Source organism: Balneola sp. (assembly GCA_003712055.1).
In the GTDB taxonomy this organism is placed as follows: domain Bacteria; phylum Bacteroidota; class Rhodothermia; order Balneolales; family Balneolaceae; genus RHLJ01.
The window spans coordinates 896,707-910,872 of the sequence record RHLJ01000001.1 but is presented as its reverse complement, the minus strand read 5'-3'; the positions used below and the strand labels follow the sequence as shown (position 1 = coordinate 910,872).

Annotated in this window: 14 protein-coding genes; 3 read left to right on the top strand and 11 right to left on the bottom strand. The window is 40.3% G+C overall.

Translation table 11 applies throughout. The features are described from left to right. Position 1 precedes the first annotated feature (1 nt). Positions 2-703 carry a metal-dependent hydrolase gene (locus tag ED557_04065; protein ID RNC85951.1) on the bottom strand — a complete coding sequence of 234 codons (702 nt, stop codon included), beginning with the start codon at positions 701-703 and terminating at the stop codon, positions 2-4. A gap of 108 nt (positions 704-811) precedes the next feature. On the opposite strand from ED557_04065, the gene ytxJ reads away from it, so the two are divergent. Then, the gene (gene ytxJ / locus ED557_04060; GenBank protein ID RNC85950.1) at positions 812-1,195 is read left to right on the top strand and encodes a bacillithiol system redox-active protein YtxJ; all 384 of its coding nucleotides are present in this window, start codon (positions 812-814) and stop codon (positions 1,193-1,195) included. Here ytxJ and xerD read toward each other — a convergent pair. The 5 genes from xerD to hisB form a co-directional block, all read right to left on the bottom strand. After that, a complete protein-coding gene (xerD, locus tag ED557_04055) occupies positions 1,180-2,091 on the bottom strand; it encodes a site-specific tyrosine recombinase XerD (protein RNC85949.1) in 912 nt (303 codons plus the stop codon). The two genes, ytxJ and xerD, sit on opposite strands and share 16 nt — an antisense overlap. Before the next feature lie 2 nt (positions 2,092-2,093). Next, positions 2,094-4,487, bottom strand: a complete 2,394-nt coding sequence (locus ED557_04050; GenBank protein RNC85948.1) for an HDIG domain-containing protein — start codon at positions 4,485-4,487, stop codon at positions 2,094-2,096. A 258-nt stretch (positions 4,488-4,745) separates the two neighbouring features. Beyond that, on the bottom strand, positions 4,746-5,459 hold the full coding sequence (gene hisA / locus ED557_04045; GenBank protein ID RNC85947.1) for a 1-(5-phosphoribosyl)-5-[(5-phosphoribosylamino)methylideneamino]imidazole-4-carboxamide isomerase: 714 nt from the start codon (positions 5,457-5,459) through the stop codon (positions 4,746-4,748). A gap of 18 nt (positions 5,460-5,477) precedes the next feature. Then, entirely contained in the window at positions 5,478-6,074 is a 597-nt protein-coding gene (gene hisH / locus ED557_04040) for an imidazole glycerol phosphate synthase subunit HisH (protein ID RNC85946.1), read from the bottom strand. Continuing rightward, the gene (gene hisB / locus ED557_04035) at positions 6,074-6,856 is read right to left on the bottom strand and encodes an imidazoleglycerol-phosphate dehydratase HisB (protein ID RNC86170.1); all 783 of its coding nucleotides are present in this window, start codon (positions 6,854-6,856) and stop codon (positions 6,074-6,076) included. Before hisB ends, hisH begins: the two co-directional genes overlap by 1 nt. A gap of 216 nt (positions 6,857-7,072) precedes the next feature. On the opposite strand from hisB, the gene ED557_04030 reads away from it, so the two are divergent. Continuing rightward, on the top strand, positions 7,073-7,477 hold the full coding sequence (locus ED557_04030; protein ID RNC85945.1) for a DoxX family protein: 405 nt from the start codon (positions 7,073-7,075) through the stop codon (positions 7,475-7,477). Between the two features lie 19 nt (positions 7,478-7,496). Here the strand turns inward: ED557_04030 and hisC are convergent, their stop codons facing one another. The 5 genes from hisC to ED557_04005 form a co-directional block, all read right to left on the bottom strand. After that, positions 7,497-8,555, bottom strand: a complete 1,059-nt coding sequence (hisC, locus tag ED557_04025; protein ID RNC85944.1) for a histidinol-phosphate transaminase — start codon at positions 8,553-8,555, stop codon at positions 7,497-7,499. 94 nt (positions 8,556-8,649) lie between these two features. Continuing rightward, on the bottom strand, positions 8,650-9,939 hold the full coding sequence (hisD, locus tag ED557_04020) for a histidinol dehydrogenase (protein RNC86169.1): 1,290 nt from the start codon (positions 9,937-9,939) through the stop codon (positions 8,650-8,652). Between the two features lie 24 nt (positions 9,940-9,963). Then, positions 9,964-10,845 carry an ATP phosphoribosyltransferase gene (locus ED557_04015; protein RNC85943.1) on the bottom strand — a complete coding sequence of 294 codons (882 nt, stop codon included), beginning with the start codon at positions 10,843-10,845 and terminating at the stop codon, positions 9,964-9,966. Between the two features lie 163 nt (positions 10,846-11,008). Further along, positions 11,009-13,399, bottom strand: a complete 2,391-nt coding sequence (locus ED557_04010) for a response regulator (GenBank protein RNC85942.1) — start codon at positions 13,397-13,399, stop codon at positions 11,009-11,011. A gap of 28 nt (positions 13,400-13,427) precedes the next feature. Further along, positions 13,428-13,748 (bottom strand): hypothetical protein, encoded by a 321-nt coding sequence (locus ED557_04005; GenBank protein RNC85941.1) that lies wholly within the window; start codon positions 13,746-13,748, stop codon positions 13,428-13,430. 133 nt (positions 13,749-13,881) lie between these two features. On the opposite strand from ED557_04005, the gene ED557_04000 reads away from it, so the two are divergent. Beyond that, entirely contained in the window at positions 13,882-14,124 is a 243-nt protein-coding gene (locus ED557_04000) for a hypothetical protein (protein ID RNC85940.1), read from the top strand. The last annotated feature ends 42 nt before the right edge of the window (positions 14,125-14,166 follow it).

Below are 14,166 nucleotides of genomic sequence, written 5' to 3'. Positions count from 1 at the left end.
GTTATAAGTCCAGGAAGTTTTCGCCCACTTTTGGGATGATGGCCTCTATTTCAGTAAACTCCTCGAGCGTTTCTTTAAACACCTGTGGATCGGAAGCTATCGGAGGCCAGGTTCCATAATGCATAGGCACGGCGTAATCAGGATCAATCATTTCAACAGCATACGCGGCTTCCTCAGGTCCCATAGTGAAATGATCTCCAATAGGGGCTAAGACCACATCCGGTTCATACAACTCGCCATACAGTGCCAAATCAGTGAAAATATTGGTATCGCCCATATGATAGATACAAATGTCCTCTTCGAAGGACAGCACCAATCCCGCCGGGTCTCCGGCATATTGCCCTTTGTATGACGAACTATGATTCGCAGAAACCATGGTCACCGAAAAATCATCAAAATGAACAGTACCACCTTTATTGAACGGCACTGATTGTTCTGCCGATAGTCCTTCATTTTGGAGAAGGGAGATGAGCTCAACGATACCCACCACTTTGGCTCCTGTATTCTTGGCAATTTCAAGAGTATCTCCTACATGATCTTCATGGCCATGAGTAAGAAGGATAAAATCAGCTTTTTCAACACTCTTTAATTCATCTGGAGTGGCCGGGTTATGCTGTAAAAAAGGATCGATATAAATAATATTTCCTTTAGGACTGATAATTCGAAAGGCAGAGTGACCTAGCCAAAATGCTTGTGTGTTCATGGCGATTGTATTACGATTTAGTTTGTGCAGTAAATAAACATTGCAGCCAATTAGTTCCAAATGCATTAGATGCCTGAATGGATTATATTTTTGTGAAATTATAACGGTATGGGATTATTTGATTCTTTTTTTGGCGCTGGAAGTTCTTCGGATCAAGTTCAATGGAACTATCTGACCGCTACTGAGCAGGTTGAAGATGTGTTTAAGGACTCAAATTCAGCTCCACAGATTATCTTAAAACACAGCAACAGCTGTGGCACCAGCTATTTTGCCAAGAAAAATGTTGAGTCAATTAGTGAAGAGGAGAGAAAAGGAGCGCCGATTCATTTGATAGATGTGATAAGATCCCGGCCGATTTCAATCTACCTGGGCGATAAAGTTTCGATCAGGCATGAATCTCCACAAGTGTTTGTCATCAAAAATGGAGAAGTAATCTGGAGCGCTTCCCATGGGGGAGTAAACACCCGGAATATACTTCAGGCTCTTGGGTGATATTGCTTATGCGTTTGATGGAGTAGCGAACGATCAACATGGGTGTAGATCTCGGTAGTGAGAATAGATGAATGCCCCAACATCTCTTGAACCGCTCGTAGATCAGCACCTCCCTCCAAAAGATGAGTAGCAAAAGAATGGCGAAAAATATGCGGGTATACCTTCTTCTTGATATCAGCAACTTTGGCTGCTTTCTGCACAATATTCCAGATACTCATCCGGGTTAAAGCTCCACCCCGCTGATTCAAAAACACCTTGTTCTTAGCTTTTTCGGCCTTTTCCTTATTAAAAAATAAAGGACGGGCTTTAGTGAGATAATGCTCAATAGCCTCCTGGGCTATTTCGCCAACAGGAACCAGCCGCTCTTTACTTCCTTTTCCAATAACGCGAATGAATCCTATTTCAAAAAACATCCGATCCGTTTCCAAATCGGTGAGTTCGCTTACCCTCATCCCGGTGCCATACAAACATTCGAGGATAGCTTTATCCCTTATTCCTGCTGGTTTGGAGGTATCAGGGGTTGCCAGCATTTCTTCAATCTCCTGAGGTGACAGTACCTCGGGTAACTTCCGTGCCTTTTTGGGGAGTTCAATAAGTTCAGCTGGATTTGCCTCGGTCATACCTTCAACTACGGCAAACTCATGGAAGCCCCGGATACTTGAAATATTACGAGCCAGGGAACCAGGGGAAAGTAGTTCATACTCGATCAGGTAATTCAAAAAATCTTCAATATGCGAAAGGGTGACTCCGGAAAGGTCACTTATCTTTTTTTCTATGAGAAGAAATTGGAGGTACCGGTCGAGATCGTTTTTATAGGAGACCACCGAATTTTCAGAAAGGCCTTTTTCAAGCTTGATGAATTGAAGATATAGTTCAAGTTTTTGCTTAAATCTCAAAACTAGTTGGTTGGAGCCTCTTCGGTCTGGTCTTGAGGGGCACCATTTTGGTTGTTTTCAGGCTCAGCTTGTTCCTGTTTTTCCTTAACCTTTTCAGAATCTTCAGGATACTCAATCCTGCTATGATACACCCCAACGAGCAGGGTTAAAAAGCTTTCTTTAATAATCTGGAGGTCTCTGAAAGTTAATGGACAATGGCTTAACTGACCTTCGGTTACCCGATCATCTACCATACGATGAACCAGGTTTTCTAATTTGCTATACGTAGGATTCTTCATTGCACGGGAGGCGGCTTCAATACCATCGGCTAACAGAAGAATACCGGTTTCTTTCGTAGTTGGTAGCGGCCCTTCGTATTTGAATTGCTCCTCATTATGCATCTCTTTGAGGTTCTCGTCCTCTTTAGCTTTTTCATAGAAGAAGCGAATCACAGAAGTTCCATGATGGGTCTCTATAAAATGAATAAGTACTTTAGGGAGTCCATATTCTTCGGCCATTTTAACGCCTTCTGAAACATGAGCCTTAATGACCATGGCACTCATTTGAGGCTTTAGTTTATCGTGCTCATTAACCCCTGAGGACTGGTTTTCCACGAAATATTCGGGCTTGATCATTTTGCCTATATCATGGTATAAACCTCCAACTCTTGCCAATAGAGGATTGGCTCCAATGGCAGATGCAGCTGTTTCTGATAAATTGGCTACCTGTAAACTATGATGGAAGGTGCCTGGAGCCGTAGTCATCAGTTCCTTTAACAGTGGCTGGTTTGTGTCTCCTAATTCGAGCAATGTGAAGTCGGTAGTTACTCCAAATAGTTTTTCAAAAAGCAGGATGATTGGATAGGTAAACAGGATGAATAATGAATTAATGGCGATATACATCAGGTTGTCCAACGCGACATCCCATCCTTCCATCTTTGAGATTCCGAATGCACCTAAGGTGACTAAATAGGTTAGAAAAACGATACCCGGAGTAGTAAAGAAAAACTGAGATCGATCCTTAACATCCCTGACCGAAAATACCCCCATCGAACAGGCTGCTATAGTAGCAATCGTAAACTCGAAGTTATATCCATGTACCAATCCAATTAGCGAAGCAAGGGTTACAGAAGCGATGATTCCTACCCTTGAATCAAAAATGATGGTTAGCATGATAGGTGCTATTGCAACCGGGATAATAAGTGGGTGAGCTACCCCAAAATAAATAATAAAAGCGGCACCAGTAGTAACAAGTCCAAGGGTCAAAAACACGAGGAAAAAAAGTCCGTTATGACTGCTAATTTTTCGACGATAAAGATACAGGTACATAAAGAACACGAGGGAAATAACTATAACGAGCACCACTCCTCCTGAAAAGCGAAGCCACTGTTCCAATTCAGATGCATTTAATGCACGGGCTTCTTCCAGGCTTCTGAGAATATTTGCAGTGTCATCATTTACAATATCACCATTTCGGATGATCACCTGCCCCTGTGTCATTGCACCTTTCGTTTCAGAAATGTTCCCTATGGCCTCATCAAGTCGTTCCTGGCGACGTTCTTCGCTTTCACTGTAGTTAGGAGCAATTACCTTGTTATAAAGTTCAATGCCGAGCCGGGACTGATTTTCAGGAAGAGAGCGATTGAGCTGAAACTGGGTGAATTCATTGGCTTCTCGGAGATCTCTTACCCTGGCAATATTTACAGATTGTTCGGTACTTTGAGCAGGGTTTAGGACGGTAATTTGATCGGCACTAATGTTGGATTTATTGATATCAATAATTCCCTGATTCAATAACTGATCAACGACTTCTTCCAACCGTTGCTTAACAATAACACCTGCAAAACGATTGATTGGAAGATTTCGGCTTTGAACCTGATGATAGCTTTCCAGGAGCGTATTCAGGGCAAAATCAGTGAGGCCTATATTATACCGGGCATATACGCTTGCAAATCGAAGACTATCATCTAATATGGTTGGAATATTATTCTCTTTAGCCGTTTGCCAGTCGGTATAAGCTTGTAACGTAGGTTGAAGGGTACGATACAGGGAATCTAATCGTGTTTGAACGGCTATTGGAATTTGCTCATTCACTGTAAAAATAGGAGGGAGCTGCTGTTCTATTGCTTGTTGTTCTTCTTCAATTTCAGCAGCAGTCTTGTTGATGGCAAAGGTGTATGGAGCAGTTAAATCATCCGCTCTCCACGGTTGCCCTACTGTATAATTAAAACTGGATTGAACACTGGTACGAGGAAGGGAAAACACAGAGATAAGAATGAAGCAAATAAAGATAAAAGCTCTCAGATAGGGGTTCCTTCTGAGGGAATATGCTTCTTGTTCCTTCTTCTTTTTTTCTCCCAGTAAGGGAGTTAGTTCCTTTTTTTTGCGTCCTAAACCTATTTTTTCAAGAAAGCTCATTCATAGCCGTTTTAAGAAAGTATTAAGTTTGGCAACCAGAAAGACTTTTACAAATCTAAATTTAGTCTAAGTTCGAAATAAGAAACACTCTACAAATATTAAGAATGTCATTCCGCGGCGTATGCCTGGAATCTAAATTTATTTAAAGATTAAACTTTTCTCTTTATCCAAATCTAGATTCCTGCCTTCGCAGGAATGACTAAAGGCTTCTTTTTAGATATTATTCTTAAAGTTCTTTATTTCGAACACACACCAAATTTATTTGAAATTAGCCATTTGTTCGAGGCTAATTCGTGATTCGTAATACGCTTTTCCTACAACTACCGCGTCAATGTTCATAGCATCCAGCTCTTCAAGGTCTTCATAAGAGGAAACACCGCCTGATGCAATCAACCTGAGATTGGGAAAGCTTGCTTTTAGTTCTTTATACAACTCTAAATTGGGACCGGAAAGTGTTCCGTCTTTAGAGATATCTGTACAAAGTACTTCTTGCAAGCCTGCTTGTTCCATCCGAGCTAAAAATTCATTAACAGGTTCGGAGGCTGTTTCAAGCCATCCGGCATACGCGATGTTACCATCTTTCAGGTCCATTCCCAGAATGGTTTTTTCGGGATATTTCTCGAGTAACTTCAGCCAGTCTGTTTCATTCTTGATCGCCATTGAACTGCATATCACCTTAGATATGCCCTGCTCAAAGAGGTATTCGGCGTCTTCAAAGGTGCGAATCCCGCCGCCCGTTTGTATCGACACTTTTAATTCTGAGATTATTTGAGAAATATGTGGCAGGTTAACGAAATGCCCTTCTTTGGCGCCGTTTAGATCCACGATATGGAGGTGCGAAAAACCCGCCTCAGTAAAAAGCCTGGCCTGATTTAGTGGAGAGTCATTATAAACGGTGACTTCCTCATAGGCTCCTTTATGTAATCGTACACATTGACCATTAAGCAGGTCGATAGCTGGTATTGCTTGCATTTAAAGTTATTCTCTTGGTTAATTGTTATACACGTAATTAGCGAAGTTTTGAAGAATCCTGGCGCCAACTTTGCCGGATTTTTCAGGGTGAAACTGAACCCCAAAGAAATTGTCCTTTTCCACTACTGCCGAAAAGGGATGAATGTAGCTGCAACTGGCTACGGAGCACTCATTTTCGGGAGCAAAGTAGCTATGCACGAAATAAACAAAATCATCTTCCTCAATGCCTTCAAGCAGAGGGTTATCTCTGTTGATTCGGAAGGTATTCCAGCCCATATGTGGTACCTTTTCCTGGCTTTCATCAAAGCGTTCCAGTCTTCCCGGGATTATGCCAAGGCCGTGGGTTTCCCCTTCAGCAGAAGATTCATACAGAAGTTGCATACCTACACAAATTCCCAGAACTGGTTTGTCTGTTTGTTTAAGCCATTCATCCAGACCGTTTTCCTGTAACGATTCCATGGCAGCGCCTGCATGACCTACACCAGGAAAAATAATAGCATCTGCTTTTTCGAGCTCTTCAGGGGTTTGAGCCAGGAAATAGTCGATGTCCAATCGATCCAGTGCATTTGATACAGAAGCAATGTTTCCAGCACGATACTTAATCAATCCAATCATTAAAGGGCTCCTTTTGAGCTTGGGATTTGATCCATGGTTCTAAGATTTCTTTCAACAGCCGATTTTAGGGTTCTTGCAAATCCTTTGAAGCAGGCTTCAATTTTATGGTGATCATTTTCTCCATCAAAGCTTATGTGAAGTGTAGCTTTTAAACTCATTGCGAGACTATAGAAGAAGTGCTTGACCATTTCAGTAGGGAGATCTCCCACATATTCACGATTAAATTCACCCTCGAATACGAGGTAAGGTCTTCCCGAGAGATCAAGCGCAACGGTTGCCTGAGCTTCATCCATGGGCAAAACGAAGGCGTAGCGTTCAATTCCTTTTTTATCGCCCAGAGCTTTGATAAGTGTTTCCCCAAGGGCTATAGCTACATCTTCAACAGTATGATGTTCATCAACTTCTAAATCTCCATCACAGGATATATTCAGATCAACCAGCCCATGTCTTGCAATTTGCTCCAGCATGTGATCAAAGAACTTTAACCCGGTGTTAATAGAAGAAGAGCCTTTACCATCGAGATTGAGGGAAATAGATATATCCGTTTCATTCGTTTTGCGTTGAAAGCTGGCTCCACGTTGTAGTCCCGTTTTAAGTGAGTTCAGCAAGTCAGAAAGTTCGTACCCTGATGCAACTATTTGTTCAGATACCCAAAACTCGTACTTACCTTCACTTTTATCAAACTCAATGATGGCTTCAGCTTCACTTCGTTCAAACTCAATAATCAGCTCTTCATGCTCCAGAAGCGCGATCTGCCTTTTGCTGAAAGCTTCGGTATCCATGCAAACCTCGAAACCCTTTAGCGCTAATTCTGACAAGAAATAAACACTACCAGGGTTGAGAAACTTCTTGTTTTCACTTTTTATCAGGTTAATAGAATCGATCCAGAGTTTCATAAGGCATTTGGGTTAGAAGTTAGAAACCGATTTGTTACTCTTATGTGATTATTTGAGTGTTTATCCTTGGTAGCTTCTTTCAAAAAAATCATTTGGTGAATTATGAAATCAAAAGTAAACATTTTTTATTGGATCCTTAGAGTTGCTGCAGCTGGTATTATGCTGCAAACCCTGTTTTTTAAATTTACGGGAGCTCCCGAATCCATATACATTTTCGAAACGGTAAGCCTGGAGCCATTTGGCCGATATGCTTCTGGGGTAGCTGAACTTGTTGCTTCTGTGTTGCTGCTTGTACCAAGAACGACCTGGTTAGGAGCTATTCTAGGTTTGGGGGTAATCGGTGGTGCGATCATAAGCCATTTAACCGTACTGGGTATTGTAGTGCAAAACGATGGAGGGACATTATTTATAATGGCCATTGTGGTATTCGTTTCATGTGCAATTCTGTTGTTTGCAAACCGAAAAGACATTCCTGTCATCGGACAGAAACTGGTACCAGCATCTTGATTATAGGGTTCGGTTAGCTTCATTCTGCAAGGATTTCAGAGAGCGCTTCGAAAAAGCGATCGTTCTCTTCAGTGGTTCCTATGGTGAGTCGCAGACAATTTTCGCAGTGAGGTTCATTTCCTCGATAGCGGACAATGACCCCTTTCTCTGCAAGCTTTTTATAGATCGACAAGGCCTCGTTAATTTTGAAAATCAAAAAATTAGCATCGGTTGGGAATACCTTCTCAATTTCAGATATAGCTTCTAGTCGTTGAATTACACTACTGCGTTCTTTTTTGATTTGCTCAACATTGGAACGCATTTCGGCTACATGATCGAAGCCTTTTAACGCTGCTTCTGAAGTAAGCTTATTGACGTTATATGGAGCTTTCACATTCATCATAAAGTCTATTACTTCAGGGTTTGCCAGAGCAATGCCCAACCGAATTCCTGCCAGGCCAAATGCTTTAGAGAGCGTTTGCAATATCACAAGGTTAGGGTACTTAGTGATGTGATTAGCCAGGCTTGGCTTCTCACTGAAATCAATATAAGCTTCATCTACAATAACGATCCCATCAAAGCCATTAACAATGGAGAGAATATCTTCGGTAGTGAGACTATTTCCGGTAGGGTTATTGGGAGAACACAGAAAAATCAGCTTGGTATGTTCTTTTACTTCCGCCAACGTTGCTCGTACATCTAACTGGAAATCAGGAGTAAGCAGGGCTGAATCGATAAATACATTATTTATGGCTGCTGATACCTTATACATCCCATAAGTAGGAGGGGTTATCAGCACTCTGTCCTTGCCAGGTTCACAGAAAATCCGAAAGAGCAAGTCAATAGCTTCGTCACTTCCAACCCCGACAAATACATTTGAACTATCTACTCCCCGGAAATCTGCAATTTTCTGTCTCAGATCCTCCTGATAGGGCATTGGATATCGATTCAGTTCAGATGTATGATCAAATGGAGCACCGAAAGAATTTTCGTTGGCATCTAAAAGAATCCCTGAATCAAAGTCATCTCTGGCACTTCGATAAGGTTTCAGGTTCAGGATATTTGGTCGTACTAATTTTTTAAGGTCGAGTTTTTTCATGCTATTACTGTCATCCTTCGCTTTCGCTTGTCCTCCGTATCCCGAATACTTTCGGGAGAAGGCGGGCTCAGAATGACCTTTTAAATAATATTTTTCATTTCAAATCCTTTAGTCGAATACTAACCGCATTTTTGTGGGCCTGTAGTTCTTCAAGTTCAGCAAGTACCTCAACTGAAGGTCCTACATTTAACAATCCATTTCGGGTAAGGCTTTGCATCGTTATTGATTTTTGGAATGAAGAAAGGTTAACACCACTGTACATTCGGGCAAAACCATAGGTTGGCAATGTATGGTTTGTGCCAGAAGCATAATCACCTACACTTTCGGGAGTATATTGGCCAAGAAATACAGATCCGGCATTAGCAATAAGCTGAACATAATCTTCGGCATCCTGAACATTCACGATTAAATGTTCCGGGGCATATTGATTCGAGAATGAAATCGCTTCTTCAATAGTACCCACTTTTATAGTGTAACTGTTTTCGAGCGCTTTCTGGGCAATATCTTTTCTTGGGAGCTTATTTAACTGCGCAATGATCTCTGATTCCAGAGAAGCTTCGTCAAAACCATCAATAGAAACGAGAACCACCTGGCTATCTTCACCGTGTTCGGCCTGGGATAACAAATCAGCAGCTACATAAGAAGGATTTGCGGAGTTATCAGCAATTACCAGAACCTCGGAAGGACCCGCAGGCATATCGATACTAATCTGTGCCTCACTATTTTGCAATAGCATTTTAGCCGCTGTCACATACTGATTACCAGGACCGAGAATTTTATCTACCTTGGGTACGGATTCCGTTCCATAAGCAAGAGCAGCAATAGCCTGAGCGCCCCCTGCCAAAAGAATGAGATCAACATTAGCTTTTTGGGCGATATAGATAATTTCCGGGGCAATGGTTCCGTCGGGTTTAGGAGGAGTTGCCAGTATGATGGTGTTACATCCTGCAATCATAGCAGGAATGGCCAGCATCATAGCAGTTGATGGTAGTATTGCTGTTCCTCCGGGTATATAAAGCCCAACTTTCTCGATAGGGAGCATGATCTTTTTGCATCGCACTCCCGGCATCGTTTCAATTTCTATAGGGGATGTGAGCTGTGCCTCATGAAAAGTCTTTATGTTTTCAAAAGCAGTATCGATTGCTTTTTTTACTTCGGGAGAAATAGAAATCTCTTGATCAGCAGGGTTGATGGTAACCTGATCGAGTGTTGTTTGTTCAAATTTTTTGGTATAGGACTTTACCGCAGCATCACCGTTAGTTTTTACCTCTTCAATAATAGGTTGAACCAGTTCAAAAACGGTTGAGAAATCCATATTAGGACGTTTTACTAATTCCCGGATTTCTTGCTCAGATAATTGTTCGATAGAATAGGATTGCATAATAGAGAATGATTTGGGTTTCAAAGGTTACAGGATCATACTTTCGATAGGGAGCATTACAATATCGGATGCACCAACTTCTTTTAATTCTTCCATCACTTCCCAGAATTTATTAATCGGGATTACCGTGTGAATAGCAACCATTCCTGATTCAGCCAAAGGAACGATGGTAGGACTTTTCATAGAAGGTATGATAGATTTTATAGTATCAACTTTATTCTGGGGAGCATTCATCATAATATACCGGCTTTTTTTAGCCTGCTGATATCCATCAATTCGAACTAAAAACTTATCAATTAGCTGTTTCTTACCAGGGGATAACTCTTTATTGGTGCGGACCAATTTCGTTTCCGATTCAAGAATGGTAAATAGTTCTTCTAAACCATTAGCAATAAGAGTACCACCGGTAGAAACCAGATCCGAGATCGCATCAGCTACTTCTAACTGAGGGGTAATTTCAACAGCTCCTGAGATTTCTACTACAGAAACATTTGTCGAATGCTCTTCAAAAAACTTTTTTGTTAAGAAAGGATAGCTTGTGGCAATAGTTTTTCCTTCAAAGTCAGAAGGGGTACTCAGTTCGGACTCTTTAGGAGCTGCAATTGAAAGACGACAATTCCCATAATTAAGTCCCCTTAGAACGGTAACATCTGCATTTTTTTCGAATACTTCATTTGCTCCTACAAAACCAAGATCGCAAATCCCATCCTGAACGTATTCCGGAATGTCATCATCTCGAAGAAGAAGAAGTTCTACATCAAAATTCCTGGTTTTAACCATCAGGTTGCGTTTATAATTATCAAACTCTACCCCGATACCATGTAACAGTTCAATAGTTTTATCTGTTAAACGGCCGCTTTTTTGTATTGCAATGCGCAAAGAAGTAGTGGAATCTTTCGTCCGGTTCATAAAATTGTAATTAAAAAGTGATTAAAAAGAGGGTGGTATGTTGAGTGAAAAAGGGTGTGCGGAATATTAGTGCACAATGTGGTGACCATGATGGCTACCATGATGAGTGTGATGGGCTGTATGAACTCTTAAATTTTTCACTGCTGCAAATATAGGCATAAGATTATTCTTCGGGAAACCATTTTTCAATCTTTGAAATAATATCGTTCCGAGTAACTGGCTTGCTTAAATAATCGTTCATGCCTACAAACAAACACATTTGTTTGTCTTCTTCTGATGCATTGGCAGTCATCGCAATAATTGTGGGTTGACCTTTCTCATATACTCCTAACCTAATTTTTTGGGTAGCTTGCAGACCGTCCAATATGGGCATCTGCACATCCATGAAGATAAGTTCATAAAATTTTGAGGACAGTTTTTGAATAACCTCTTCACCGGTTTCAGCTATTTCTATTTCGTAACCGATTTTAGACATCATTTTTTTCATAACTACCTGGTTGGTAGAATTATCCTCAGCAACTAAAATAGAAATCTTTTTTGGGGTATGAAGGGGTTTCGGAGCAGTAACTTTCTCAATTGTTTTAACATCTGTTAATGCATCATAAATAGTATCAATAAGAGTCGCTCTTCTGATAGGCCGGTTTATCACTTGCCCCATATTGGAACTAAACTCATTGGGTTGGTACCCAAAGGGTACCACTCGAACAAGTGGGATTTTTTTTGATGTAAGCAGATTAAAAAAGACTTCCTTAAATGAAGAATCAGTTTTATTGAGCAAGAAGTCTTCAACCATGATTACATCAACAGAGCCGGCTTTTTTATAATTAGCAAGGAGCTCTTCTGCTGTACTAAAAGTATGAACTTCAACCCCCCAGGACTTGAGTTTTTTAGCCAGTATGTTCTTATGAGTCTCATTTTGGTCAGCTAAAAGAATAGTCTTTTTGTCAAAAGCCTTGAGCTTTTTATTAACAGGTTCATCCTCTTTATATGGAACATTTATTGTAAAAGTAAAAGTCGAGCCTTCATCCACTTTACTTCTCACTGAGATATTCCCATTCATCATCTGAACCAGGCTTTTGGTAATAGTGAGCCCTAGTCCTGTTCCACCATAATTTCTTGTTGTACTGGTATCAACCTGGGAGAAAGAATCGAAAATATGCTTCACCTTATTCTTCGGAATACCAATACCACTGTCTTTTATATTGAACTCAATATCTAAAGTACGATCCGTTTTTTCTTTTAAGAGAACCTCGAGTACTACTTCTCCAACATTTGTGAATTTTATAGCATTACCAATTAGATTTACCAGTACCTGTTTTAAGCGTACCGGATCTGCCAGAACACAGCTTGGTATTGCTTCATCTACATAATAGATCAGATCAATATTCTTTTCTTCGGCTCTAAGTACAAGGAGGTTGGTAACATCAGAGGTAAAGTCATGAATGTTTATTTCCTTTTGCTCCAGCTCAAGTTTACCTGACTCAATTTTTGAATAATCGAGGATATCATTAATGATATGAATCAGATCGTACCCGCTTTTATAAATAGTATCTATATATAAGAGCTGTTCTTTGGAAGGGTCTGTGTCTTTCAAAATTTCTGTCATCCCTATCACAGCGTTCATTGGGGTACGAATTTCATGGCTCATATTAGCCAGGAACATTGCTTTGGTTTTAGTTGCCTCCTCGGCTTTATCTTTTGCCTCGATCAGTAGTTTTTGAGTACGCTCAAGTTCTTCGTTTTTCTCTTGTAGTTCCTTTGTTAACTGTTCGAAATGATCGGCGCGCTTTAATAATAGTTTTTCAATTTGGTGCTTGGTGAGAGTTCCAATTCGATCTTCATCCATCAATACCTCAGGTAGGATAGAAATGATGATTTGGAAGGAGTCCAGGTTAATGTACTTTGCAGCTAGGCTTTTATAACCTTTATCATACCTTCGAAGCGCTGCTTCTTCTCCTAATTTTTCTTTAAGAATGTTAAAAGTGAAAAAACTCAGTTTTCTTAAAAACTGAATCCAGTCGTTATAGCCAGAAGGATGGAAGTTCTCATCGTTAAGAGGGTTTTTCCCGGTAAAGGCGTTAGGTACACTCTCTATATAATGTTTGATTTCCTGGATCTTCTTGCTACCCGATTCTCCAAGTAAATCAGATAAACCGGAGACTACTTCTCTTAGGAAAAGTTTGCATAATTCAAATTCCTGACGATCCTCCTCCTCAAAAATGAGTGCAAAATCAATAATCGAAAGGAGACTGGCGAATTTAACTTTCACTAGTCCGCGTAGTTCTTCTTTTGAAAGTCCGAAGCCGGTATCAATATCCGTCAGGTACTTTTCTACAAATAGGTAGCTCTCAGGGAGTTTTTGTTTGCGTTCGTTATCCCCAAGTCTTAGGTAGTTTTTGATATAAACACTGGTAGCATGGGCTTGATTTGAAGTTGAGATATAGGTGGAGAGATAATCGAATAATTCATCAATTTGAGAACTGAAGAATTGATTGCGAGTACTTTCCCGCTGCCTTTTCTTGAAAAAGGCGAGTATATCTCTGAAAAAGCCCATAACCAGAGAATAACGCTACAAAAAGCGCTTAGGCCTTACTAGCTTGGTAAATTTTATAAAAACCAACAGCTGAAAGTCCCCAGGTAGCCATAAGTGCGATAAACCAAACTACTTTTCCAAGTGGTTGGCTGAAAATCCAATCAAAAATGTCTAACCCAAAAAAGTTTATTAACTGTAAGCTTAAATGCCCTACGGCCATTACAATGAAACCCCAAGCCAGATAAATCATTCCTGTTCCAAAAACTCCACCCTTAAGAGTTTGTGCTGTTTTGAAGCTGTAGAAAATGCATACTAGCAAAAAAGGAAGTTCAAGAATTCCAAACCATTGCGTAAACCCTATTTCATGCATATTTGTCCTAGTTAGTTAATTAATATGTAGATGATAGTACTCTATTTTTCTCAATTTGAACAATATTAATTTAGAATCACAAGAATTGCCATTGTATCTTTTTAAGAAAAAGAATTCCAAATATTACACGTTAATGAAAACAATCGCACAATTAACCTTCATTCCACTAGCAACTCATAATCCAACTCAGGAAGTTCAGGAATTGATTGAACATGTAGCCCAATATGATGTGACAGTCGAGATTGGTTACTTATCTACAACAGTAATAGGAGAAACAGATGTTATTTTCTCCATGGTCAGAGAAGTTTATGACTCAATGGCTCTCGAAAAAGAACGCTTTCGATTTCACGTGGAGTTTTTAAGTCCGGGTGCTTAAATATTTATGAAAAAATGAGTTAAAAGAATTTAATGTAATTAT